A 24,119-nucleotide genomic window follows, 5' to 3' on the forward strand; every position below is an offset into this window, starting at 1 on the left:
AGCTAAATAATGAATCAGAGACACAACTAATGTTGCCTTTCTGGCGAAAACCTTAACCAAAACAAAAGATGTCGGCAGTAAAGCATTGCTTTACTTTTCTGGATTTAATGTACTGATTTTTAAAGCCAAAACTTTGAAAGCCAGAGACTAAAAACAGTATCTAAGCCTGTGGCGAACCAATTTTTATTAGGAGTTTAACCATGTTGTTTCAAGCAACTAAAATATCATTAAGCAAAGTGGTAGTTATCGTCTCTGCATTGTCGGCTTTGCTATCGCCCAGCGCCTTTAGTGCTGAGCCCGATGTGGAAAGTACTGAAAGTGAGATAAGACTCGTGAGTGCGGGCACGGGCGTCACTGAGCTAGTGCTCGCCCTCGATGCGGGCAATGAGTTGGTCGCTATCGACTCCACCAGCTATGTACCTGAAGGTTTAGCCCATGTGGCTAAGCTTGGCTATCACAGAATGCTCTCCGCCGAAGGCATTATCGCCCTCTCGCCAACACTGGTTGTCGGCTCGGATGTTATGGGGCCTGAGACCACGCTCAATGTATTGAAACAAGCCAATATCCAAGTTGTGCAGTTACCCGCAACGAACGATGAGCCGCAGCTAATGAGCAATGTGGATACCTTAGGTCAATTACTCAACCGTCCAGATAATGCCATTAAGTTAAAGCAGGACTTACATCAACAACTGCAAAGCTTAGCGGATAAAAAACAGCAAATAAGCGATGCTGGCGCGCAGCCAAAAATCCTCTTTATGCTATTACAAGAAGGCCGTGGCGCACGGGTCGGCGGTAAAGGCACTGCCGCAGATACCATTATCGCGCTGTCGGGCGCACACAATATTGCCGAGTTTGATGGCTACAAAAGTATGTCTCAGGAAGGGATTTTATCCTTGCAGCCCGACATTATTTTACTGTCAAAGCGCAGCGATAACCCCACAGAGCAAACCAACGCGCACATTGCCCAAGAACTGATGAAAGAGATGCCGCTACTCGCCCATACTCCTGCGGGTAAAAATGGCCATATACAAACACTCGCGCCGCAAGCCCTTCTCGGCGGCTTAGGCATCAGTGCCATTAGCGCCGCCGATATGCTTGCTAGCACGTTGCTCAAGCAAAATCAGTAACCTGCATAGTAACGAATACCGTCACTACTCAGGGGGCTCATGTTGATTATATGAGTCACTTATTTGAATGGCTTGTATGAGCCACTCATCGGACTCACTGATTTGCACCACTGACTCACACAACTTATGAGTCACCTGATAAAAATAGAAAGGATAGTTGAGATGTTCCTCAATCGCTGGCTCTGGCCCGGTTTAGTCACACTGTTAGCCCTAAGCTGCTTACTCTCGGTCAGCACAGGCCCTGTCAGTATCAGCCTAGTGGATGCCCTAAGCGCAGTGCTTAATTGGGCGACTCAGCAAAACATCGGCAATATTGCGCCCCACGAGCAACTGGTGGTCAACACTGTGCGCCTGCCACGGACATTATTGGCACTGGCGGTAGGCGCTACGCTCGCCCAGTGCGGCGCTGTAATGCAGGGTCTGTTTCGTAATCCCTTGGCCGATCCCGGTATTATCGGGGTGTCATCTGGCGCAGCTCTTGGCGCGGCCATCTGTATCGTGCTGTTACCCAATGTAAATCCATTCATGATCCCCATCAGTGCCTTTGTATCGGGTTTAATCACCACCCTTGTTGTCTATCGCCTCGCCAGTAGCTCAACCGGAACATCGGTCGTGTTGTTACTGCTATCAGGGGTTGCTATTGCGGCACTGGCAGGCGCAGGAATTGGCATGCTCACGTACCTTGCCAACGATATGGCGCTACGTGATTTAACCTTGTGGCAAATGGGCTCGATAGCAGGAGCGCAGTGGATGTATGTCAGCCTGTGCCTCGTGACGTTAGCATTACTAAGCTGGCGATTTCGCCAAGATGCGGCGGCGCTCAATGCCTTGCTACTTGGTGAATCCGAAGCGCGTCACTTAGGGATAGATGTCGATAAGCTTAAGCTTAGACTGATTTTACTTTGCGCTTTAGGCGTTGGCGTAAGTGTCGCGGCGACAGGCATTATTGGCTTCATCGGCCTAGTGGTGCCGCATTTAGTGCGGATGATGTTAGGGCCAGATCATCGCCAACTGCTGCCCATCAGTGCACTTTTAGGTGCAGCCCTATTAGCCTTGGCCGATATCGGCGCCCGCGCCTTCTTACCACCAGCAGAGTTACCCGTTGGATTAGTAACCGCCATCATAGGTGCGCCATTCTTCATCTTCTTACTACTGCAACAACGCAGTAAGCTCATCTAAGCGAGGCGTTATGACTGCCACTTCCTATGCAAAATCAGAATCAAGATCAGATTCAATATTAGCCCCAAGAGCGCATCTAACTCATTCAACCCATGCGCAGTTTGAACGCACCAAGCTCAGCATTAGCAAGCTCGATGTCAGCATTGGGCAGAAAATGGTGCTCAGCGATATAAATGTGCAATTTAAACCCGGTGCAGTAACCGCCCTACTCGGCCCCAATGGCGCGGGTAAATCGACGCTACTCAAAGCCCTTTGCCAAGAAATCAGCACACCAAGGCAAAGTATCCGTCTAGGCCATAGCCAACTGGCGGATTGGCCTAGGGGCGAGCTGGCAAAATCCTTAGCCGTGCTGCCACAACACGCCAGTCTGACGTTCCCGTTTACTGTGTCCGAAGTGGTGGCTATGGGTTTATATCCCTTAACCATCAGTAACAAAGAGGGTGAAGCGTTAGTTGCCGAGCAGCTAGCGCTAGTGGGCTTATCTCATCTGGCTAAGCGCAGTTATCCAACCCTCTCTGGCGGCGAAAAACAACGAGTCCAGCTCGCCCGCGTTTTGACTCAGCTCAGTCAATCGCCGTTCCCACCCATACTATTATTGGATGAACCCACATCGGCATTAGATCTCGCCCAGCAACACAGAGTGCTTGAGTTAGCCCAACACTTAGCTCATCAGCAGGCGTACACTGTGATAGTGGTATTGCATGATCTCAATCAAGCCGCTCGCTATAGCGATCAATTAATCGTATTAAAACAAGGGCGAATCGTAAGCGAAGGCGCGCCAGCTGAGGCCTTGTCGGTCAATACCATTCGGGAAGTATGGGACTATGAACCTGTGTACCTTGCTGCTCCACAGGGCGGGCATCCGCTGATTTTTTAATGAAATGAAGATATTGGCTGTAAGTTTTAATGTCTAATGTGGGTATAATCTGGCAATAACACTTTAGGCTCGCTTTTGACTAACGAATGAGCGAGCAGCTTCGCGGGCATATTGGCTTTTATATTCACGAGCCTATTTTAGCCGCAAGTGCGTTAACTCAAGCCGCATTAACTCAAACGGCAACAATTTAGGCAACTTCCAGATGAAACCCACTATCTCGACAGAAACTCAGCAAGAAGCACTGGCCGCAGCCAAAGCCACTCAAAAGCCAGGACAAACTAAAGAGCAAACTAAGCTCATTGCCCAAGGGATTGAAAAAGGCATCGCCGAGTATAAAAAACTGCTTAAAGCTAAAGCCCGTGAGCGGGATAAAGCCCGTAAACAACAGTTGAAAGCAAAAGCTCGCACAGTGAACGACATAGATAATCTAGACGATGCTGACGAGATCATCGACTCCCAGAGTCAGTTCACCCGAGCCACTTGGGTTGCTATCGCTCTACTCGTGCTAAGTTGGGCAGGATTTGCCGCCTATTATGTTATGACGTGATTGCCGAACTCAGAACTTACCGCTTCATGCTGCCGTTTCGTCACTCTCAACAACACCAATCAGATCGGCGATTTCAGTGAGATGAGTATCAACCCATGCACTACTGATTGGGCCCCATGTCACTATGCGGTAATAACCTGCATTGTTACGACTGCCTTCCTGGACAAACTCGACTCGAATACCTATATCCTCAAATGCGGCGATGGCATCCTGTAAGGTACGGCGCGGCATTCCAGTTAACTTATTGAGTGATAATAGATTATGGCGGTCATCATCCATCAAATGCGCTAAATAAAGCTTACGCAAAAACGCCTTATGCTGCTTCGTAACTTGTTGCGATACCGGCATTGAAGATGACATAGAAAGACCTGCCTAGAGACTGAAGTAATTATCATCAAAACTACTTTATATTCAGGCAATAAGGCAATAGCCAGCACTAAATACTTACGAAAGATGATCAGTTTTTCTGCTAACCTATCTCTCCTAAATCAAGCAAAACAACTTGTCATTATCCCCCAACAACTGTTATTTCTAACAGCACTCATCACCTATGAAGGGACGCTAAAATGAGCCAGACAATCACAGCCGAACAAGTACTGACATTTTGGTTTGAAGAAATTGAGCCAAAGCTTTGGTGGATTAAAGATGTTGAATTTGATGCACAAATCAAACAACGTTTCGGGGATGTATTAGTCCAAGCTAAGCGTGGAGAGCTTTCCCATTGGCGAGTCACGCCCCAAGGCCGATTAGCGGAGATCATAGTGCTCGACCAATTCTCCCGTAATATTTACCGAGATACACCTGCCGCTTTCGAAGCCGATGCCATCGCTTTAGTGCTCGCTCAAGAAGCTGTTGCCCAACAGGTTGATTTAGCACTCAAACCTAAACAAGTCCCCTTTCTCTTTATGCCCTATATGCACAGCGAGTCGGCAATGATCCATCAAGTTGCAGTTAAACTGTTTAATCGTGAAGCGGCGGTAGCCAACTTAACATTTGAACTGCAACATAAGGCAATTATCGACAGATTTGGCCGCTATCCACATAGGAACGCCATCTTAGGCAGAGAATCGACAGCAGAGGAAATCGCCTTTCTGCGCGAACCTGGCTCATCTTTTTAATTCGCCCATTGTTTAGCGTATTTGAATAAATAAAACCGTGCTGAGTTCACAGACACACTACACTTACTCAATCGAGTCATGGAAAGACTGGCGAGTAACAAACACAGCTGTAAGTGTGTACCGCGGAGGTATTGGTAACTTATGACGCAAAATCTAAATAAGCCAAATAGCTCAGTGGCTCGTTGTAACCGCTTTAAATTGATGGGGTTTCTCACCTTATGCGGCGCTCAGCTTTGCCAAGCAGCAGAAATTAAGATAGGTGTCAGCCTGTCTATTCCACCTTATATTATCCAAGAAACCAATAGCGGAATCGAACTCGAATTACTAAACCAAGCCCTCGCTGTTAAAGGCCATACCGCTTCTATCCAATACTTACCACTGGCGCGTACATTCCATGAACTCAGGGAAGGTAAACTCGATGGTATCATCAACATTAAAGATGGCATGCTCGACAACGTCTTTTACTCCAATGTTGCGATAACCTACCAAAACTGCGCTATTAGCCTAGAAGATAATAATTTTACTATCAACAACATAGACGACTTAAATAACAAGCAAGTCGTTTCCTTTCAGCGTGCATCATCGTTATTGGGGGAAGAATTTGCCAAAATGGCTAAGGCTAATAGCGGCTACCAAGAACAAGCAAAGCAAGTGCAGCAGGTTTATATGCTGATGAAGCACAGGGCCGATGTCGTAGTGATGGATAAAAACATCTTCAAATATTACTTAAAGCAGGCTTACCTTGAGGGAAAACTCACTGAGAAAGATTTAAAACAACAGGCCATTTGCCACAAAATATTTCCACCAACAGAATACAAGTTTGCCTTTCTCAGTGAACAAATTCGGGATGATTTTAATGTGGGACTCAAACAAATTACCCAAGATGGTAGCTTAGTGGCCTTGCAGGAAAAGTATCGACGCCTGATGTCCTTCGAGAGTGAAGCTGAGGCGTCGACCAAATTAACAGAACCTAAAATCATTAAAAACGATTCTTACTAGGTCTTATCTAAGCGCTTTATTTCACCACCAGCACAGGGCACTTAGCATACTTAACAATATCTTGTGTGACATGTGGCTTTAAAAAATCCGCTAAACCGCTGCTACCATGACTAGCAATCACCACCATACCCACATCGACGGCTTCCGCTAAAATCTCATCGATAGCATCACCATGGCGCACCACTAGCTTAATATTGAGCCCCTCGGTGAGGCCTTGTTGCATTTCCTGCTGTATGCTTTGCATTTTTGCATCGACAAAAGCTTGCAGCTCATTTTCCAATGTGGGGGGAATATCAACCGCAATACCGTAGCAATGGGCGCCACGGGCAGGGCTTGTCACATGCAATAATCGAATATCGACATGATAAAGATTAGCCATTTCAACCGCATATTTGAGCGCATGGGCTGCGGTGGATGAAAAATCCGTAGGGCATAACACTTCTTGAGTACGCATAAGCTTATCCATCATTTGAGTTTTAATCAGGCTATTTATTAAAGTCAAAATACCACTAATTTATAGTAGTTAGCTATGCTTCTTGCGTACCCATTTCAATTAAATATTCTTTATCAATCAAAAAGAAAGGACGCAATAAGCGTCCTTCAGGTTTATTGAGTCAAGCCACTACTCACTTACTTCACCACCAGCACAGGACAAGCCGCACCGTTAGCTACCGCTTCTGCAACATTGGTGTGTAAAAAATGCGAAATCCCAGTTCGGCCATGGCTCGCTATCACAACCATGCCAATATCTTTACTGTTAGCCTCTTCTAAAATTTGATACACAGGATCGCCGCGGCGGATTAAGGTCGTGACAGGAAGCTCAGTGTTTAACCCGGCTAACAGCGCCTGCATTTTAATTGCGGCCGCGTCCTCCATGCTCTTAGCCAGCTCTTCAGGAGTGATCGATAGAATCATAAAGTTTTCATCACCGATCGGCTGTTCAACTACATGTAAAATTTTGAGTCCTACATGGTATAGATTAGCCATTTCAATGGCATAACTCAGTGCATGGGCCGCAGTTTCCGAAAAATCTGTGGGCCAGAGTATTTGACCGGAACGCATAATTTGTACTCCTTCTATGGCGCGAATGGATTGCTGGGTGAATCTTTACTGTGCTGCTATAACGCCCGATTTAGCGCATTGGCAGACCACAAACTTCATCTCACAACCTTAGTCTCTCAGCCAAGCAACAGCATCGCCATTATCAACAAAAAATCTGACCTCAGCAGGCGTAAACCAGTTTGCCAATTTAGCCAACACTTCCTGCAGAGTCGTCTTGCCGACTATGGCTATTTTCTCGAAATGACGAATATGCTTCACCCCAAGTTTCAGATCATCCCAAGCAGCCTGTAGTTCCAAGCCATCTAACTCGGTCACATCCACTAAGGCGAAGATATCAGGATCTTTTACGCCCGCCAGTGCCGACTCCAACACTGGCACCATCATTTCGTAGTCTTGATGAGTTAAAGTACCGATGGCCTTAAAGGCAACAAAAAAATCATCATCACCATAGCGTTCAATACCAATCGTAATTCCGTGCTTTAACAATGCCATACATTCTCCTTATGTAACAACCCTTGAATTAGTGTAAAAGCTAACGCCAGAATAAGCCGTGATCTTGCTCAAAAATACATCAGATAACTTGCACCATCTCACTAAGCAAGCTAGGATAAACCGACTAATCAGTCGGTACTGATTTAATAAAAGACTCAATCGAGACGATTAGTTAAATAAAGTACCGAATAAGACTCAGCCTACCATTTCCCTTGGAGCGACCACTATGAATATGGCCACCGAACACCTTAATGCCTCGCCACTGACTCAGTTGCTCCAACGCCAACGCAGCAGTTATTTAGCGGCGCCGAATCCGAATTACGCTACGCGAGTAGAGCAATTAACTCGACTTAAAGCAGCCATACTGCAATTTAAAACGCCTTTAGTCGAAGCCTTAAGCCAAGACTATGGCCATAGATCGATTGATGACAGCCTGATATCAGACATTATGCCAGTCATCAACAACATCAATTACAGTTTGAAAAATCTAAAAAAATGGCTCAAACCCAGCGCTCGCCATGCGGGGTTGTTGCTCGCACCCGCCAAAGTCACTGTGCATTATCAGCCTGTAGGGGTTATCGGCATCATAGTGCCGTGGAACTTCCCCGTCATGCTATCAATTGGCCCGCTAGTGACCGCCATCGCGGCGGGTAATCACGCCATGCTAAAAATGTCCGAATTCACCCCTGCGACTAACCAAGTGATCAAACAACTACTGGCACACGTCTTCGATGAGTCCCACGTGGCAGTTGTAGAAGGTGAAGCCGATGTCGCCGCAGCGTTTTCAGCCCTACCCTTTGATCATTTACTCTTTACCGGCTCGACCACAGTTGGCCGTCATGTGATGCGTGCCGCAGCCAATAATCTCACCCCAGTGACACTCGAATTGGGCGGTAAATCGCCAGTCATTATCGCCCCCGATATGCCGCTTGAGATAGCAGTAGAACGAATGATTTATGGTAAGTGTTTGAATGCCGGACAAATCTGCGTCGCACCGGATTATGTTCTATGTCCAAAATCAAAAGTGGATGAATTTATTGCCGCCTACCGAACTAAATTTAATGCCATGTACGGCGCGATAAACCACAACAAAGACTACGGCAGCATCATTAATACCCGTCAGTTTGACCGCTTGATGACAGTGCTCGACGACGCGAAAGCTAAGGGTGCCCATGTTATTTCGGCGACAGACGAAGCTATCGATAGTCAACATCGTAAACTCGCCACTCAGCTAATCACTCACACCAGTGAAGATATGCTATTGATGCAAGAGGAAATTTTTGGCCCATTGTTACCGATTATTAGCTACGACACCTTAGATGAAGCGATTCAGTACATCAACCACAGAGCAAGACCGCTAGCGCTGTATGTGATGAGTTTCGATGAGCCAACTCAGCAAAAAATCCTCCAGCAGACCCATTCTGGCGGTGTGTGCATTAACGAAACCGTGTTTCATGTCGCCGCCGACGATGCGCCCTTTGGCGGAATCGGCCCGTCGGGAATGGGGCATTACCATGGCAAGGAAGGATTTTTAACCTTCAGCCATGCTAAAACGGTACTCAGCCGAGGCCGATTCAACACAGGCAAATTTGTGCACCCGCCCTACGGCACTGTTATCCAGCGCATCTTAATGAAGCTATTTTTGCGCTAGTCATTGGGGGATAAATCTTGAATCAGCCATCAACAACACAAGCCATTAAAACCATGACAGATAAACGCCAAGCCATTCTCGACACTGCCTTAGCGCTCTTTGTCAGCCAAGGATTTCATGGCACGTCCACCGCCTCGATAGCTAAGCAAGCAGGTGTAGCAACGGGCACCTTGTTCCATCATTTCTCTTCCAAGGAAGCCTTGATGGAATCTTTATTTCTAACAATAAAACAAGAGTTTGCCGATGCCTTGCTGCTAAACACTCATAATGGCAGCGATCTTAAACTCAATGCCCTACAGCTATGGCAAAGTGCAATTGATTGGTCGCTGGACAACCCTGTCAAACAGCTGTTTTTTCAGCAATATTCCATGTCGCCCATGATTGCCGCTAAGGTGCGCGATCAGGCGATGAACAGCATCTTAGGCTTTATTAGCGAGCTGATTAAGCAAGGGCAAATAGAGGGATTAATCGCCCACTATCCGCTGGAGCTGATGCTAGAAAACTGCCATGGCCAATATCTAGCGGCAACCCGATTTTTTATTGATAACCCGCACTTAGGCGTGAATAAAACGTACCGCGATGCCAGTTTTGAACTGTTTTGGAAGGCCATGCAAGCGGACTAACATCACATGACCCACAACAAAGCCAACGCCCACCCACTGCAGAAATTAATCCAATAAAAAACCGAGTCAGTTTAACTGGCTCGGTTTTCTTTTACGTCTTCACACAGATAGTGACTAAGAGATAAAGCAGAGGCTGCTTTCTGCGATATCTAACTCCAACGTCTAGCGTCTAGCGTCTAGCGTCTAACTTTGACTCAATTCCTGCGCTTTCTCTACTGGCTGGGTGACTTGAGTTGGACTCCAGTAGCCTTGCTTAATGCCCTTATCAATCAGCTCAGCGACCGCTAATTCAATGGCTTGCAACACGCAAAACTGTACTGGCTCGTTAGTGGTAAAACCGATTTCGGCCTCAGCGAGGCGATTTAAACTGGTGTAACGGAACAAGCCAGCGCGCATTTCTTGGGATAAAACACGTTTGCTGGTCGAAACCGACATCATCACTTTACCTGTGTGCACATCGACGGCGCGCAAATAAATGGTCACCTGATCTTCACGATACATTTCCGAAGCGCCAATGCCGTAGTATTCGACACCGCTACCGCCTGTGCTGGTGTTAGTCTCATAGCTAATAACGCCACCTTCGAGTAACAATCTGGCGGTGGATAATACGGGCACTTCATCGCCCTTAGTACCGCTCTGTTTATTACTAATTTTGCGCTCGGTCAGCAGGTTTTGTAGCCCTTCACGTTCCACTGGGGTAAACCATTTAGAATCGAGCAAGGTCTGCATCAACATAGAGGTTGCGCCCTGAGTCACGGCGGTAGAAAACGAACTCACGTTCGCCTGTGGTTTATATTGGCCAGTTTGATCGCGAAAGGAATACACAGCTACTGGGATGGGAAACTTAGGGCCAGGTTGAGTTTGCAGCCCACGCATCACTTCACTCAAGGGGTTAACCTCGGCAGGCGTGATATTCAAATCGGGTTTGGGGATCAAGCTACAGGCCGACATGCTTAACAGTAATAAACTCACTAACACTAGACGGGCCATTAGTTGACTCCTCCGAATGTTGGCATTTCAATCACAGTGACTTCACCGGTTTCAGTATTAGTAATAGTTAGCATCACGCCATTTCCCGTAGAAGCCACTTCAATCCGAAAATCACCGGTATCGTAAACACCGTCGGTAATTTCACCATCGGCGACGCCACGGGTGATCGAGTTAATGATATTACGCTCTAGGGATTCTTTAAAACGGGTGACAAAGTCCTTCTCGGTCGAGGTAGATTTATTGTCATTCTGGGCCTGGGCTTTATTTAATAAGAAAGCCCCATTTTGTGGATTGCCGCCAAAGCTGGGGTTCACTGGCGTATAGATCAATTCAGTGGCTTGGCCACTGCTTGCCACACATAGCGTGACAAGGGCAAGTAACGTCCTGTATGTCATTATTATTATCCTAAAAATCGTCCGATGTTACTGAAAAATCACCTGTTATTGCATTGGCTCTGACTTGCGCTAAATAATCAATCGTGATCAAAATCGCCTGCTCTGCACTCTCTTTAACCGGATTTGCACGACGACCAAAATGGGTGGTGTAAATCCGTGTCCCGTTTACTTCTAAGGTTAAAACGGTTCCAGCCTGCGGAAACACAGTCTCGTACAGCGTCACGTTAAAGCCTTGGGTAAAGGGCAGCTCGCGCCAATAGCTTGAGTAGTAGAAGCCAAAATCCTTACCAAACCGAGTCAAGGTTCTATCTATCACTAAACCACTAATTTCAATGTCGTTGTCGGCAAGAGTGATAGGGGAAGCCAGCAGCAGGAATGGACATAAAACGTAAGTAAGCAGACGCTGTTTTAACTGTTTCACTTATCCCTCCTTAACCTTTTAATCGAACCTTAAAAACCGCGCCAACCTCTGTTTTAACAACGGGAGTTTTAGCGTCAATTTTCGATAAAGCAGGTTAACAGGGTTAAAGATCTCCCGTCATTACGCTGAGGGGCAAATTAGCCCGAAGAGCTAAGGTAAAAAGGCAAAAATAGCCCATTTGGCTAATACGCTAAGAGGCGGTTAAGGCAAGAGTCACAGGGTAAACGAACGGAGCAAGAGGCAATAAAAATGCGACCCTAAGGTCGCATTGCGGTATTGATACAAGGCATGGGGATTATTGTGGCAACCACAGCCGAACCAACAGGCCACCGTCACTGCGATTGTGCATACTAATACTGCCATCGTGGGCTTCAATAATTTCACGGCACAGAGGTAAACCAAGCCCTGTACCCGATTGTTTAGTCGAGTAAAACGGCAACAACGCTTGCTCTAAAACTTCGCCTGACATGCCAGTACCGCGATCCTCGATAACAATACTAAAACCCACACCATCCACTAAGGTTTGTTGCCGAATCGACAGGGTGACATCCTCAGGGTTTGAACCCGATTCATGGGCATTTTTTAGCAAGTTGAGAAGCACTTGCTCCATCTGTCCTTGATCGAAAAAACCATCAACCTCAGGTAACTCATGAATGAGTTTAAAGGGATAATGCTGGGTTAACTGAGTCGTAAATTGTGTCCAATTGACCTGACGTCGCTGCGGGAGCGGCAACTTAGCAAAGCGGGCATAGTTGAAGATAAACTGACTCAGATGGCCAGTGCGATTCTCTATGGTATCGAAAATCAGCTTAAGTTTTGGATTATCCAGATCTTTAGTCAGTAAACGCCCCGAGTTCACCATAGAGGCGATGGGCGCAACTGAGTTATTGAGTTCATGGCTAATAATACGGATGACTTTTTTCCATACTGCCACCTCTTGACGATTAAGCTCACGGGTCATCTGCTTGAGCAATATCAAGTTATGTTGTTGGTTATTCAATAAAAATTGGCCACGACTAAGATACCAAGTTTCCACATCATCTTCGCCCATGGCGAAGAGTCCGTTCTTTTCATGTTTAAGCGCCAAGGCCAATACCTCGGGCAAGTCCAGCAGCAATTCATCTAGGCTCAAGCCTTCCATTTTGCCCTTTTTATGGAATAGGTGACGCGCCGCATCGTTGGCGTAAATGAGTCGCTGATGGTCGTCGAGCAATAGCATCACGTTGGGAGAGCTTTGGATCACCTTATCCAGCAACAACTCTCGCTGGTAAATGTATTGCCTTTCTTGGCGTAATTTTGCCGCAGAATAATTAAATAACTGGGCCAAGGTTTGTAGCTGACCTTCACCATGTTCTGGAATACTCACACTAAAATCATTATCGCTAAAGTTCAGCAGACCTATTTCGAGGGAATCCAAGCTACGACCCAGATACCGTGTTAACCAAGCGACACTTAGGCCACACGCGCCACAAGCGAGCAATAACACCAGTAAAGCTTCACCTAAGGTTAAACTCGAGACTCCTTCGTTCTCTGCTATTTCAGTGGGTGCCACAGGGGATGCTGGGGCTTTGGGCGGTAAAATCGAGAGCGGTTCTACTCGTAAAGGCTCTGCAATATGGGCGCTGAAATTAAACTGCCCTTCTTTAAGTTGTTCTAACTTGAAGAGTTTTATTTGTAACTGTTCTTGCTTAAGTTGTTCAAGTTTTTGCAGTTCAGCCTTAATCTGCTCGGTCCTCTGGCGCGCTTGCATTGCTGCCGCTAGCTGCAATTGTTCAGTATTTTTAAGGGCAAACTCAATGGCAGCAGTGGTTTTTTCCAGATCAGCAAAGTCGAGTTGTACATTCACATTAGGGATTTCGATTGCCTTAGATGTGGCGACAGCCGAAGTTTCAGGTGAGATATATTTCACCAAGGCAAAACTAAGCAAGACGCCAAACGCGCAGCAAACCATTGAATAAATGATAATTTTAGTTCGGATTAACACTGACATTCCTTAATCAATAGCCTTTCTCTCGCCTAGAAGCTGAAGCTTAGAATCTGTGACCTAGTATCTGAGACTTAGTATCTGTTGCCTAAAAGCTGTTGCCTAGAACCTAAAAACTAGCATCTGCACTTGGCCTATGACTTATCTAAACCAAACTTATCCATGCGCCGATACAGCGCCTGACGACTGAGCCCAAGCGCTTTGGCGACCCGGGCAATCACGCCATGGTGCTGTTTTAGCGCCGCTTCAATATCTTCGCGGCTCACCTCTATCGCCTCATTAGCCGACTGTGTTTGGTCGCGGGCAGAGCTATCAGAAAAAGTGGCATTAGTGGGAATAGAACTTGGCACATAAACGGGCTGAGGATCAGATTGTCTCTGTTCAAAGCTGCGCGGATCGGACTGTCGCTGATCTAAGCGTCGCGGCGCAGAAGCTGCAGAAATATGGGAAGTCGCAGATCTTGCAGCACTCACGACAGGTGCCAAGCCAAAGTCAGCCTCAGTCAATACATGGCTTTTTGCCAACAATACCGCTCGCTTACAGGCGTTTTCCAGCTCACGCACATTACCCGGCCAGCGATAGTGCAACAACGCCTGCAATGCGGGCTTACTCAAGCTAAAATCGCTACCGATAAAATGCTGCACTAAAGGCAAAATATCATCGGTGCGTTGATTCAGCGGCGATAGCGCCAGTTCAATCACATTTAAGCGGTAAAACAAATCCTCACGAAAACGCCCTTCGGCAATATCTTGGGCTAGATCCGCATTGGTCGCACTGATCACCCGCACTTTCACTTTTTGGGTTTTATGGCTACCTAAGCGTTCAAATTCACCGGTTTGCAGCACGCGCAGCAGTTTTACTTGGCCAGATAAGGGCAAGTTACCGATTTCATCTAAAAACAGTGTGCCGCCGTCGGCCGCTTCAAAGCGGCCAATGCGCGCTTTAGTTGCGCCCGTAAAAGCCCCCGCCTCGGCACCAAACAACTCTGCCTCTAATAAATCCATCGGCAAGGCGCCGACATTGACCTTGATAAAAGGCTTGTTTTTTAAGGGAGAATTAGCATGGAGAATATCAGCAAGCTTGTCTTTACCCGCACCATTAGGGCCAGTGATGAGGACCGACACATCTGAGCGTGCCAGTTGCAAGGCTAAATCAATGCAACGCTGCATCGCGCCGCTACCAAAAACAATCCCACAGAGGTCCGCATCGGCGATCGCCACTTGGCGTTGATGATTCACCCGCTCGAGACGATGGTTAGCACGGGAGAGTTTATAAAGCGCGATCAAATTGGTAATGCTATTGAGCACCTTAGCGTCATCCCAAGGTTTGCCCATGTAATCGGCCGCGCCCGCTTTGACTAATTCAACGGCGGTTTCGAGCTGAGTCCACGCCGTCATCAAAATGATCGGTAGATCGCCTTGGCGTTCGCGCAGGGCGTAAAACAGTTGCTTGCCTTCCTCGCCCGAGGTGGTATCTCGGGTAAAGTTCATATCTTGGATCACTAAATCCACATCTTGCGTCGCCAATAATCCAAGGGCGTCCTCCGGACTATGGCAAATCAGCACCCGATAATCATTAAGCTCTAGCATCAAACCTAGGGCTTGGCAGATGGCGTGATTGTCGTCGACGATGAGGATAGTATCCATAAGTATGAGTGTTGTCCTATATAAAACTATTAACCGTAAAGTAACAAAAAGTGCAATAACATCCTATTGTTATCGCACTTTTATCGGGCTTTTATCGTACCTTGAGTGACATCAAATATTTCGCTATACGCTGCGGGTTGCCGTTGCTGGCGAAATATTTGCCGCCTTACGCGCTGGTAGGTAAACCGCTAGCGTGGTGACAATAAACAAGCCTGCCACTGTAAATAATGGATAACTTAAATCCAACATAGGCAAGCTATAGATTTTCATTAACTGCTGGCCTAACTGTATCGCTAACAAGCCGCCCAACACGCCTCCCGCTAAGCAAATCAAATAATTTTCTACGAGGAAGTAACTGACAATGTCGCGTTTTTTCGCACCCAGTGCACGGCGGGTACCTATCTGCTTAGTGCGGCGCTGGATATTAAACATCACCATACCGGTTAAACCGAGCGAGGTGATCAGCAGCAGCAACACTACCATCATGATCAACACGGTAATCATCAATTTATGATCGCGGTATGAGCTATCTTTTAACGCCTCGATTGACTTAAAGCCATCGAGAACTCGGTTAGGATTCTCGGCCAGCAACGCTTTTTTTATCGCATCTTTAAGCTCGGCGTGAAACTCAGGTTTGGCCCGAACCATGTAAGAACTGCTGCCATAATCCACATTTTGAATCACACTGTTTTCAAGGCTAGAACTGTCAATCCACGCGCCTTGCAGTTTTTCGACAACCCCTATCACAGTGATCTGTGCATCTTTACCCTCGTACAACACTTTGCCAAGTGGTGATTCATCAGGCCAAATCGCTTTCGCTAACGCGCTGGAGATGATCGCTAATCGGCTCGGGCTATCGAGATTGTCCTTAAGTTCATGGGGGTAAAAGTTACGCCCTTCAATCAGCTTAAGGCCTAAGGTCTCAAGGGTGTGATCTGTCCCTAAGTACATAGCAAATTGCGGTGTCGATTTAGCGCTATCCGGATCGGGCCCCAAATTGAAGGTGCTCGACCAGCCACCACCGCTTAATGGCAACATATTGGTTGAGGTCGCATCAATCACATTGGGTAGCCCACGTAAAATTTGCTGATCAATTTTGTTTTGCGCGGTTTTATCTATCAATGGATCGAAGTTGAACAAGCTAAAGGTCAAGACTTCAGACTCTTCGACTCCCGAAACGCGCTGCATCAGGGCTAAACGCTCCTGAATAATAAAGCTCGCGTTCGCCACAATTGCCACAGACAAAATAATCTGAATAAGCAGTAATACAGGACCGCTTTTACTGCGCAACAAACTGCTGAGAATAGGTTTAATATGTAACATAATAAGTCCCTTACTGGCTTTTCAGATAAACGCTAGGTTTAGTCCGGCACACAACCCACGCGGGATACAAGCCAGCCAACAAGGCTGTGCCTACCGCAATACTAGGAGTGATAATCCACATACTCGCCGATAAATGGGTTAACCCCTTCGAGACCTCAAACTGTGCCGATAAGCCGTAAAGTGACGCGTAGGCCCAAGCGAGTCCCAGTAAGCCGCCTAATAAACCTATCATGCCTACTTCCACCATATATTGAGCGAAGATTTGGGCACGGCTAGCACCGATTGCGCGGCGTACCCCAACTTCAGGCGCTCGCTTGAGGAACTTAGTGAGTATTAAACCTAATATATTGACTAAACAAACACTTAAAAATAGTGCGCTCAAACCAACCAAGATTTTATTATCTTCAGGAACGACATGATTGTATTCAAGCCAAGTCGCGACATCGGAGACCTTGACTGAGTCTGCGGCAGATTTTTTATCGGTAAAGCGACCCAATGCTTTTTGCTCTGCGACATAATTACTGAGCCAAGAACGGTAACTGGTTACGGCATCTTTATTGGGTAACTCAACCCAATACAGCAGCCACACTTTTTCAGAGTTAAGGCGATCGCTGTAACTATTCATCGTCTCAAACTTCCAACCCGAAGTATTACCCCATACATCAAACTCTTCGATAGGTGTCAGCGAAAATGGCACAAAAATTTGTTCAGTATCATTAAAGGCACCGTTAGTGGGATCATAATATTTAGGCTTAGGGTCCCAGGCTTTAATCACCCCAACCACTTGATAAGGTTTACGATTAAGATAGATAACCTTGCCGACACTGTTTTGGCCCGCAAACAGCTTTTGATTGAGTTTATCGTTAATCACCACTTGATAAGCAGGTTCAGTGTCAACGGATTTATCCCACACATTGCCGTACAAAAATGGCACGTCAAACAGCTTAAAAAAGTCGCTATCAGTCACCCGAATACTTTCTAAAATAGGCGCGAAATTGACATCCTCAGTTTGCAGCGCCATCCCAGTGCGAAACATCGCCGCTTGGCGTTTAGGTAAGGTATTGTTGCGCAAATTCATCGCATCTTGATAAGTCACTAACGAGTTAAGCTCATCCCAAGAATCGGGACCTTGGCTCCAAAGCTGTACCGCATTTAACTCATCTGAGCGTTCACCCGCAGGATTAAACGACATCATCTTGTAGACGTTTAACGTGGTGATTGTGATGCCAATACCTATCGAAATCGCCAACACCATCAACAGCGACAGCACTGGGGTTTTCTTAATGCTGCGCCAGGCTAAATCAACATAATAAAAAAACATAATGCGTATCCTTAGTCAGCGTTGGCGACAAGTTTATCTAATGGGTGCGAAGCTGCAGTTTGCACACTGCCATGGGGCTGATACATAGTAAAATCACACACTTGACCATCGACGATTTGAATATTGCGCTGGGCACGGCGAGCGAGTTCAGGGTCGTGGGTCACCATGATAATAGTCGTGCCCGCTTGATTGATATTTTCAAGTAATTCCATCACTTGGCGCGCCATTAGGCTGTCGAGGTTACCCGTTGGTTCATCGGCGAGCAGAAAACGCGGTTCACCGGCTAATGCGCGGGCAATCGCCACCCTTTGTTGCTGTCCGCCCGAAAGCTGAGTGGGAAAATGCTTGAGTCGTGAGGCTAAACCCACTTGTTCTAATGCTTGTTGTACGCGGCGTTGGCGTTCCTTGGCATTAAAACCACGGTAGCGCAGCGGCACTTCAATATTCTCAGCCAAGTTAAGGTCGGGAATTAAGTTAAAACCTTGGAAGATAAAGCCGATTTTCTCGTTACGAATGGCGGCGCTCTTGTTATCGCTCAGGTTAGACACGTTGATACCATCGAGAAAATAGTCACCGTGGGTAAAACCTTCAAGCAAACCCGCGATATTTAAAAACGTGGTTTTACCTGAGCCAGAAGGACCCGTGACCGCAACAAACTCGCCTTCATTTACTTCGAGGTTAAAATCGCGCAGGGCGTGGGTTTCCACTAAATCCGTTTTAAAAACCTTGCTCACACTCTTCATTGATAACATGTTAATTTCCTTAAAATAATCAAATCAATTTTACGCCCTGACGCTGCATCTAAACGACGTGATGCATGGCAGCGTCATCAGCCGAATAATGGCTCAACGACAGATTCTACAAGCCACACAAAAACGCCCAATATAAGGTCGGCACTTTCGAGTGAAACCTCACCCACTTGGCGAACCTCCTCCAATGGATTGGTCCATTCCAAGATATTCAGTCCAAGGAAAAACCAGCTATTGGCTTCACCGATACTCAACTCCACCGCGACCACCAGTAGCAGTAAGGCCAACACGCCAAACATTTTTGATGACATCAACACACTGAAATCAAATTGTTTATCACGCATATTCGGCTCCTATTCTTGTCCATGTCGCAGCAGGTTTCGTCATTCACCTTGATCGCTGCGCCGTTATATTCATCAGATTGGTTATTTAGTAATTTACGAATATCGGTCATCAATGAATCCTGACCTGTTCTGCTTGATTAAAAGGTTCGACGCTGGATATCACCCACTCATCCCCGGCTTTACCGCCTTCGAGCACTTCGACTTGGCTCATACTGGTACTGCCGAGTTTGATCTCGCGGCGGCTGGCTAAATCGCCTTCAATTTGGTAAGCCTCATTGCCACCACCGCTAGTCATAAAGGCGCCACGTTTTACCATTAGTACATCGGGTCTGTGCTCCAGTAAAACTCGGGCAGAGATACGTTGGTTCTGACGCAGTTTCAAGCTGTTATCTTGAACGAACTGCACCCTTGCGGTCACTTCACGGTTACGCACTTCGGGGGAGATGGACGATAACTTGCCCATTAACTTCACGCTGCCGAAACTCAGCTCAACTTCCATGCCCAAACCTAAATCGTCGGCGTAGGACTCTGGCACCGCAAGTTCGGCCTCATAAGCACTTAAGTCCACAACGGTTAGAATCGGTTGATTGGCACTAAGGCGGGTTTTCTGCTCTGTGATCCAGTTGCCGATAATGCCGCCCACGGGCGCTCTAATATTCAAGGCTTCAACTTGGCGTTCGAGTTCATGCACGGCAAGGGTTTGGCGCTCGACCTCTAAGGCTTTATTTTTAATTTCGAAGGTGAGCGTGTCTTTTGTTAGCGCCACTTCCTGCTCGGCATGGGCAAATTTAAGCTTAGCCTTGTGTAAATCGTCCTTACCTTTCTCGTAATCGATTTCACTGATCAGCTTATTTGTAATTAATAACTCACCCCGGCGGCGCTCCCTGTCTGCGGCTTCTAAATCCACCGCGGCCATGTCTAAGGTTTGATTTACTTGCAGTTGATCGCGTCTCGCATCCAACTTGGCACGCTCTAAAGCACTCTGCATTCCTGCCAAAATCGATTTAGCCTGCTCTAGCTGATTGGTTAATCTTGGGCTATCAAGCTTGGCAACCACATCGCCTTTATTAACGCTATCGCCAGGATTACTCAGCAGAGTGACTGTGCCTTCCTCAGTGCTATACAAAATAGGCGCATTCGCCGCCACGATTTTACCTGTGGTCGCTACATCGCGGGTTAAGGTTCCAACAAAGAGTGTTGCCGTGGTGATGTCGCTGCGGCTTAAGGATTTACTCACGTTATCTGCGCCCAAGCTCGCCCACACTAAGGCGCTGACCAATAAGGCGCAACCGCCGATCAACAGAGGTAACTTAAGACGTTTAGTGGTCGATGGCACAAGTACAGTATCTTGGCCGCTAGTATCTTTAATCATGGCTTTACTCGCTTCCCTGTCGGAATCATCAGTGCCGAAGCGCAATCAACGGACACTATTGGAAATCTATACCACAGAGAAAGCAAAGCCTATGCCAAACCAGTAAAAACATTATCATTCAAAATGTTAACTTGAGATCACTGATAAAAGTGTCCGCGGACACTGGAAGTTAAATCGAAAAGTGTCCGCAGCAGATTAAGCAAAAGTGTCCGATGTTAAAAACGATGACCTAGTGCGAGCCATGCAGCTAAGCGCTTCAATTACATGTCTTAACAGATTTATTGGCCGAAACTACCGAGTTTCCCTTTACAGTAAAATCCTTGCCACATAAGATCCTGCCACCCTCGCAGCAAAAACGATCAAAAGACCAAACCCTATGACCACAATAACAATCACTCGCCCAGACGACTGGCATATTCACTTAAGAGACGGCGCCCAGCTTAAAGATACAGTGCGCGACATCAGCCGCTATATGGGCCGCGCCATCGTGATGCCAAACTTAGTGCCCCCCGCTATCGATACCGAAACCGCACTGACTTATTACGACCGTATTAAAGCGCAGGTGCCAGCGGGCTCACAGTTCGAACCTTTGATGGTGTTGTATTTAACCGACAAAACTAGCCCAGATGAAATCCGTAAAGCCAAAGCTTCAGGTAAAATTGTCGCCGCTAAGCTCTACCCTGCGGGCGCGACGACCAACTCGGATTCCGGCGTAACCGATTTGAAGAACATCTACCCCGCCCTCGAAGCCATGCAAGAAGTCGGCATGCTGTTTTTAGTGCACGGTGAAGTCACGGATTCATCGATTGATATTTTCGACCGCGAGCGCGTTTTTATCGAAAATATCCTCAGCAAAATCGTCGCCGATTTCCCAGAACTTAAAATCGTGCTTGAACATATCACCACTAAAGATGCGGTCGATTTTGTCACTCAAGCGTCTGATAATGTGGCTGCGACCATCACAGCGCATCACTTACTGTATAACCGCAACCATATGCTGGCGGGCGGTATTCGCCCACATTTTTACTGCCTACCGATTTTAAAACGCAATACCCACCAGCAAGCGTTATTAGCGGCTGCGGCAAGCGGCAGCAAGAAGTTCTTCCTCGGCACAGATTCGGCGCCCCACGCTAAGGATAAAAAAGAAGCCGCCTGTGGCTGCGCGGGTTCGTACACAGCCCACGCCGCGATTGAGCTGTATGCCGAAGCCTTCGAATCGGTGAATGCGCTGGATAAACTCGAAGCATTTGCCAGCTTCAATGGCCCAGATTTTTACAATCTGCCACGTAACGCCGACACGATAACGCTAGTGAAAACCCCATGGGATGTCCCTGCAACTTACCCGCTGGGCGACACTAACGTAGTGCCGATTCGTGCAGGCGAAGCCATTGATTGGCAAGTTGAGTAAGCCTTAAGTCTTTAACATCAGGTCGCCTACGGGCGACCTTTTTTACACCCTAGGTTCATTTTGATTTTCAATCCAACTTATTACTTTTAAGAGAAAATATGTATGCAAACAAGGATGTTATTCTCGGTTTTATCCTCAAGCCTGTTGCTTGCTTCTATGCTCCCATTACATTCCTTTGCGGCCAATGAACTGACGGGGATCTGGCAGGGACAATTAGGCAAAAGCAAGGTCAGAGTCTGCTTTAATCAATATGGAACAGGTAGTTATTACTATCAACGCTACTTAACGCCGATAAGGCTCGAGCAGCAAGATGAACTGTGGAAAGAAGAAGGCAACACGGGAAACTGGCAGTTTGATACTGTCACGCCACAAAAACTGAGCGGCCATTGGTTTAAAGATAGCGCGAGTAAATCGTTCCCCGTACAACTTGAGCGAGCAATCAGCCCAGATGATGTAGAAGATTGCGGCGCCGATGCGTATAACCTGCCACTAGAAACAAGGCCAAAACTCAGCCGAGGGAAATGGCAAACCTATGAAAATATTGAGTATCGCCCGCTGACGTTCGGTACAGAAGTAGGGATCGAATTTAAAGGCCCACAAACGGGGATTTTGGCAATTAATCAATGGCTTGAACATAAGCTCACCGATGAAGCCCAACTAGCACAAACCTTTGACACTCGCCGCAGAATGCTGGCACAAATGGGCAGTTTTGTGACTGACGAAACCTTTGCCGAGCCGATTTTTATTAATCAGCATTGGCTCAGTGTGCGCCTATATCGCTGGGCCGCAGGCTATGGCGCTAATGGCATTAATCAAAAGTTTGTCAGTTTCACCCTTGCGGATGGTAAACCTTTCCACCCGTGGCAATGGTTTCTCGCCGATACCAAACCGCAAAGCATGCTCGATGGTATGAGCCATCCTTTACCTCAAGCATTAAGGGAAAAGTTTTTTGCAGGTAAAGAGTTAGATCCAGAATGCCCCTCATCAGATGGCTCGGGATATTATCAGCTCACCCTTGAGGCAAAGACCATCAAATTCTGGGAAATGCCCCGCGGCGATGGCTGTGAACAAGAGTTTATCCTGAGTCCGCAGGAAGCAATGCCTTATGCCACCCAATGGGGACAGACACAGCTTAAGTTGTTGTAATAAAAACATTAGGATAGTGAATATGACGGAAACCACAGGCATCGGTGCAAATGCCAGAACTAAAGCCAAAGCAGTAGAAAGCACACCCGAAGCGCTGGTTCAAGCTCAGCTTGAAGCTTACAACCAGCGCGATCTCGCTACTTTTGTCGCCCAGTTCAGTGACGATGTATGCATCTATCGCCCACCCGCAACAGCGCCCGTCATCCAAGGTAAAGCCGCTTTTAGTGACTTCTATCAGAATGAACGCTTTAACCTGCCCAACTTACATGCCGAAATCATCAACCGTATGGTGGTGGGCAATAAAGTCGTCGATCACGAACGCATCAGCGGGATTAGGGATGAACCCTTTGAGGTGATGGTGGTGTTTGAAGTTAATGATGGGTTGATTCAAACCATGTGGAGTTTTGCAACCAACTGATTGGTTGGTTAATAATCAAGCTCCGCTTGACCAACGTCGTGGGGCTTCACCCCACACCCGACCAAGGAGGACTGCTCGTCCTATCCTCCTTGGATGCTCCAAGACGTCCCTAGCGAAGTTACATGCATTGATTACCGGTCTCATACTCCAATAAAAATCGCCTAACGGCTCAGATGGCACATCCATGTGCCCCCGAGCCTGCGCCATCATCCATGATGTCGCCACGGCATTTTTATCTGCGTATTTCGACAACTTCGCAGGGAGTAGGTATATCACCTTAGCTTTAGTATTTTCTGCTCATCTGAAAAGAGTTTTACCTGCCCCGTCTTTCTCTCTATATTTTCATGCTGCCTTTTATCTTGACATTTAAATAATAACACCCAAGATAGGATATAAATATACGTATTTACTTAAAAGGTAATACTAAATGCCTAAAGTTAAAAATCTAAAGAATATACTTCCATTAATTGTACTATTAGTAACTATATTATCTATCACTGCAATACTGCTCTTGTTTTTCAATAACTTCCCAAACAGATCTTATCATATTGAGGACTGGGACAAAACTGCAAGCATATTAAATGGTTTAATTTCACCAATACTATTACTATGTAGCGTTATATTAATATGGATGACTTGGCAGACAAACAACACAGTCATTAATCTTCAAGAGTTACAGTTAATGGATACTCGACTTGAATCTAAACTTGTCAGATTTGGAAGAAGGACTAAGCAACTTCAAAAACAAATTGAAGATATGGATTTATTACCTGAAAAATCTAAAGTGCTGAGTTTAACAATCGTTCACATTAGCGACGATCTATTATTCAATAAATTTTCAATTAAAAAAAACGAACTTCATAGACATTTGCAAGATATTAAAATACCTATTTTAAAATGCATAGAAGTTTATAATAGACTTTATAC

General features: G+C 46.6%; 26 protein-coding genes. 12 read left to right on the forward strand and 14 right to left on the reverse strand.

What is annotated here, in order from left to right:
• Positions 1-200: 200 nt before the first annotated feature.
• From K5Q99_RS12770 to K5Q99_RS12785, 4 genes are all read left to right on the forward strand, one after another.
• Positions 201-1,127 carry a hemin ABC transporter substrate-binding protein gene (locus K5Q99_RS12770; RefSeq protein WP_220777080.1) on the forward strand — a complete coding sequence of 309 codons (927 nt, stop codon included), beginning with the start codon at positions 201-203 and terminating at the stop codon, positions 1,125-1,127.
• Positions 1,128-1,289: 162 nt separating this feature from the next.
• Positions 1,290-2,306: a FecCD family ABC transporter permease gene (locus tag K5Q99_RS12775; protein WP_220777081.1), complete on the forward strand. Its 1,017-nt coding sequence runs from the start codon at positions 1,290-1,292 to the stop codon at positions 2,304-2,306.
• Between the two features lie 10 nt (positions 2,307-2,316).
• A complete protein-coding gene (locus K5Q99_RS12780) occupies positions 2,317-3,183 on the forward strand; it encodes a heme ABC transporter ATP-binding protein (RefSeq protein ID WP_220777082.1) in 867 nt (288 codons plus the stop codon).
• 202 nt (positions 3,184-3,385) lie between these two features.
• Entirely contained in the window at positions 3,386-3,730 is a 345-nt protein-coding gene (locus tag K5Q99_RS12785; RefSeq protein WP_106649661.1) for a DUF2956 domain-containing protein, read from the forward strand.
• Positions 3,731-3,754: 24 nt separating this feature from the next.
• Here the strand turns inward: K5Q99_RS12785 and K5Q99_RS12790 are convergent, their stop codons facing one another.
• A complete protein-coding gene (locus tag K5Q99_RS12790; RefSeq protein ID WP_220592179.1) occupies positions 3,755-4,090 on the reverse strand; it encodes a winged helix-turn-helix domain-containing protein in 336 nt (111 codons plus the stop codon).
• A gap of 206 nt (positions 4,091-4,296) precedes the next feature.
• Between K5Q99_RS12790 and K5Q99_RS12795 the strand changes: the two genes are divergently transcribed.
• A complete protein-coding gene (locus K5Q99_RS12795) occupies positions 4,297-4,848 on the forward strand; it encodes a DUF924 family protein (RefSeq protein WP_106649659.1) in 552 nt (183 codons plus the stop codon).
• 141 nt (positions 4,849-4,989) lie between these two features.
• On the forward strand, positions 4,990-5,847 hold the full coding sequence (locus K5Q99_RS12800; RefSeq protein ID WP_106649658.1) for a substrate-binding periplasmic protein: 858 nt from the start codon (positions 4,990-4,992) through the stop codon (positions 5,845-5,847).
• 16 nt (positions 5,848-5,863) lie between these two features.
• On the opposite strand, the gene K5Q99_RS12805 is transcribed toward K5Q99_RS12800, so the two are convergent.
• The 3 genes from K5Q99_RS12805 to K5Q99_RS12815 all read right to left on the reverse strand — a co-directional run bounded on the left by K5Q99_RS12805 (position 5,864) and on the right by K5Q99_RS12815 (position 7,401).
• Positions 5,864-6,301 carry a universal stress protein gene (locus tag K5Q99_RS12805; RefSeq protein ID WP_063883742.1) on the reverse strand — a complete coding sequence of 146 codons (438 nt, stop codon included), beginning with the start codon at positions 6,299-6,301 and terminating at the stop codon, positions 5,864-5,866.
• A gap of 176 nt (positions 6,302-6,477) precedes the next feature.
• Entirely contained in the window at positions 6,478-6,909 is a 432-nt protein-coding gene (locus tag K5Q99_RS12810; protein ID WP_063883743.1) for a universal stress protein, read from the reverse strand.
• A gap of 108 nt (positions 6,910-7,017) precedes the next feature.
• Positions 7,018-7,401: a SpoIIAA family protein gene (locus K5Q99_RS12815; protein ID WP_220777083.1), complete on the reverse strand. Its 384-nt coding sequence runs from the start codon at positions 7,399-7,401 to the stop codon at positions 7,018-7,020.
• 226 nt (positions 7,402-7,627) lie between these two features.
• Here K5Q99_RS12815 and K5Q99_RS12820 point away from each other — a divergent pair, with 226 nt between their 5' ends.
• Entirely contained in the window at positions 7,628-9,052 is a 1,425-nt protein-coding gene (locus K5Q99_RS12820) for a coniferyl aldehyde dehydrogenase (protein ID WP_063883745.1), read from the forward strand.
• Between the two features lie 17 nt (positions 9,053-9,069).
• Positions 9,070-9,675, forward strand: a complete 606-nt coding sequence (locus K5Q99_RS12825; protein WP_220777084.1) for a TetR/AcrR family transcriptional regulator — start codon at positions 9,070-9,072, stop codon at positions 9,673-9,675.
• A gap of 183 nt (positions 9,676-9,858) precedes the next feature.
• Here K5Q99_RS12825 and K5Q99_RS12830 read toward each other — a convergent pair whose 3' ends face one another.
• From K5Q99_RS12830 to K5Q99_RS12875, 10 genes are all read right to left on the reverse strand, one after another.
• Positions 9,859-10,665, reverse strand: a complete 807-nt coding sequence (locus K5Q99_RS12830; RefSeq protein ID WP_106649656.1) for a CsgG/HfaB family protein — start codon at positions 10,663-10,665, stop codon at positions 9,859-9,861.
• On the reverse strand, positions 10,665-11,060 hold the full coding sequence (locus K5Q99_RS12835; RefSeq protein WP_106649655.1) for a curli assembly protein CsgF: 396 nt from the start codon (positions 11,058-11,060) through the stop codon (positions 10,665-10,667). The genes K5Q99_RS12830 and K5Q99_RS12835 overlap by 1 nt, the downstream gene beginning before the upstream one ends.
• A gap of 10 nt (positions 11,061-11,070) precedes the next feature.
• Complete coding sequence (locus K5Q99_RS12840; RefSeq protein WP_220777085.1) at positions 11,071-11,481, reverse strand: curli production assembly/transport protein CsgE; 411 nt, start codon at positions 11,479-11,481, stop codon at positions 11,071-11,073.
• Positions 11,482-11,776: 295 nt separating this feature from the next.
• Entirely contained in the window at positions 11,777-13,465 is a 1,689-nt protein-coding gene (locus K5Q99_RS12845) for a sensor histidine kinase (RefSeq protein ID WP_220777086.1), read from the reverse strand.
• Between the two features lie 134 nt (positions 13,466-13,599).
• Positions 13,600-15,111, reverse strand: coding sequence for a sigma-54-dependent transcriptional regulator (locus K5Q99_RS12850; RefSeq protein WP_220777087.1), 1,512 nt, complete (start codon positions 15,109-15,111; stop codon positions 13,600-13,602).
• 123 nt (positions 15,112-15,234) lie between these two features.
• Positions 15,235-16,434, reverse strand: coding sequence for an FtsX-like permease family protein (locus K5Q99_RS12855; RefSeq protein ID WP_220777088.1), 1,200 nt, complete (start codon positions 16,432-16,434; stop codon positions 15,235-15,237).
• A 10-nt stretch (positions 16,435-16,444) separates the two neighbouring features.
• Positions 16,445-17,755 (reverse strand): ABC transporter permease, encoded by a 1,311-nt coding sequence (locus K5Q99_RS12860; protein WP_220777089.1) that lies wholly within the window; start codon positions 17,753-17,755, stop codon positions 16,445-16,447.
• Between the two features lie 11 nt (positions 17,756-17,766).
• Positions 17,767-18,507 carry an ABC transporter ATP-binding protein gene (locus K5Q99_RS12865; RefSeq protein ID WP_006085861.1) on the reverse strand — a complete coding sequence of 247 codons (741 nt, stop codon included), beginning with the start codon at positions 18,505-18,507 and terminating at the stop codon, positions 17,767-17,769.
• Positions 18,508-18,584: 77 nt separating this feature from the next.
• A complete protein-coding gene (locus tag K5Q99_RS12870) occupies positions 18,585-18,848 on the reverse strand; it encodes a hypothetical protein (RefSeq protein WP_220777090.1) in 264 nt (87 codons plus the stop codon).
• A gap of 109 nt (positions 18,849-18,957) precedes the next feature.
• Positions 18,958-20,220, reverse strand: a complete 1,263-nt coding sequence (locus tag K5Q99_RS12875) for an efflux RND transporter periplasmic adaptor subunit (RefSeq protein WP_220592169.1) — start codon at positions 20,218-20,220, stop codon at positions 18,958-18,960.
• A gap of 376 nt (positions 20,221-20,596) precedes the next feature.
• On the opposite strand from K5Q99_RS12875, the gene pyrC reads away from it, so the two are divergent.
• The 4 genes from pyrC to K5Q99_RS12895 all read left to right on the forward strand — a co-directional run.
• On the forward strand, positions 20,597-21,628 hold the full coding sequence (gene pyrC / locus K5Q99_RS12880; protein ID WP_220777091.1) for a dihydroorotase: 1,032 nt from the start codon (positions 20,597-20,599) through the stop codon (positions 21,626-21,628).
• 102 nt (positions 21,629-21,730) lie between these two features.
• A complete protein-coding gene (locus tag K5Q99_RS12885) occupies positions 21,731-22,774 on the forward strand; it encodes a hypothetical protein (protein WP_220777092.1) in 1,044 nt (347 codons plus the stop codon).
• Between the two features lie 22 nt (positions 22,775-22,796).
• Positions 22,797-23,192, forward strand: a complete 396-nt coding sequence (locus K5Q99_RS12890; protein ID WP_220777093.1) for a nuclear transport factor 2 family protein — start codon at positions 22,797-22,799, stop codon at positions 23,190-23,192.
• Positions 23,193-23,619: 427 nt separating this feature from the next.
• Positions 23,620-24,119: hypothetical protein (locus tag K5Q99_RS12895; RefSeq protein WP_220777094.1), on the forward strand; the 500-nt coding region annotated here is incomplete at its 3' end.

Source organism: Shewanella hafniensis, assembly GCF_019655335.1.
Lineage (GTDB): Bacteria > Pseudomonadota > Gammaproteobacteria > Enterobacterales > Shewanellaceae > Shewanella > Shewanella hafniensis.

Coding starts and splice junctions, on each gene's coding strand:
- K5Q99_RS12770 (WP_220777080.1), top strand. CDS start 201: ATGTTGTTTCAAGCAACTAAAATATCATTAAGCAAAGTGGTAGTTATC.
- K5Q99_RS12775 (WP_220777081.1), top strand. CDS start 1,290: ATGTTCCTCAATCGCTGGCTCTGGCCCGGTTTAGTCACACTGTTAGCC.
- K5Q99_RS12780 (WP_220777082.1), top strand. CDS start 2,317: ATGACTGCCACTTCCTATGCAAAATCAGAATCAAGATCAGATTCAATA.
- K5Q99_RS12785 (WP_106649661.1), top strand. CDS start 3,386: ATGAAACCCACTATCTCGACAGAAACTCAGCAAGAAGCACTGGCCGCA.
- K5Q99_RS12790 (WP_220592179.1), bottom strand. CDS start 4,090: ATGTCATCTTCAATGCCGGTATCGCAACAAGTTACGAAGCAGCATAAG.
- K5Q99_RS12795 (WP_106649659.1), top strand. CDS start 4,297: ATGAGCCAGACAATCACAGCCGAACAAGTACTGACATTTTGGTTTGAA.
- K5Q99_RS12800 (WP_106649658.1), top strand. CDS start 4,990: ATGACGCAAAATCTAAATAAGCCAAATAGCTCAGTGGCTCGTTGTAAC.
- K5Q99_RS12805 (WP_063883742.1), bottom strand. CDS start 6,301: ATGCGTACTCAAGAAGTGTTATGCCCTACGGATTTTTCATCCACCGCA.
- K5Q99_RS12810 (WP_063883743.1), bottom strand. CDS start 6,909: ATGCGTTCCGGTCAAATACTCTGGCCCACAGATTTTTCGGAAACTGCG.
- K5Q99_RS12815 (WP_220777083.1), bottom strand. CDS start 7,401: ATGGCATTGTTAAAGCACGGAATTACGATTGGTATTGAACGCTATGGT.
- K5Q99_RS12820 (WP_063883745.1), top strand. CDS start 7,628: ATGAATATGGCCACCGAACACCTTAATGCCTCGCCACTGACTCAGTTG.
- K5Q99_RS12830 (WP_106649656.1), bottom strand. CDS start 10,665: ATGGCCCGTCTAGTGTTAGTGAGTTTATTACTGTTAAGCATGTCGGCC.
- K5Q99_RS12835 (WP_106649655.1), bottom strand. CDS start 11,060: ATGACATACAGGACGTTACTTGCCCTTGTCACGCTATGTGTGGCAAGC.
- K5Q99_RS12850 (WP_220777087.1), bottom strand. CDS start 15,111: ATGGATACTATCCTCATCGTCGACGACAATCACGCCATCTGCCAAGCC.
- K5Q99_RS12855 (WP_220777088.1), bottom strand. CDS start 16,434: ATGTTACATATTAAACCTATTCTCAGCAGTTTGTTGCGCAGTAAAAGC.
- K5Q99_RS12860 (WP_220777089.1), bottom strand. CDS start 17,755: ATGTTTTTTTATTATGTTGATTTAGCCTGGCGCAGCATTAAGAAAACC.
- K5Q99_RS12865 (WP_006085861.1), bottom strand. CDS start 18,507: ATGTTATCAATGAAGAGTGTGAGCAAGGTTTTTAAAACGGATTTAGTG.
- K5Q99_RS12870 (WP_220777090.1), bottom strand. CDS start 18,848: ATGCGTGATAAACAATTTGATTTCAGTGTGTTGATGTCATCAAAAATG.
- K5Q99_RS12875 (WP_220592169.1), bottom strand. CDS start 20,220: ATGATTAAAGATACTAGCGGCCAAGATACTGTACTTGTGCCATCGACC.
- pyrC (WP_220777091.1), top strand. CDS start 20,597: ATGACCACAATAACAATCACTCGCCCAGACGACTGGCATATTCACTTA.
- K5Q99_RS12885 (WP_220777092.1), top strand. CDS start 21,731: ATGCAAACAAGGATGTTATTCTCGGTTTTATCCTCAAGCCTGTTGCTT.
- K5Q99_RS12890 (WP_220777093.1), top strand. CDS start 22,797: ATGACGGAAACCACAGGCATCGGTGCAAATGCCAGAACTAAAGCCAAA.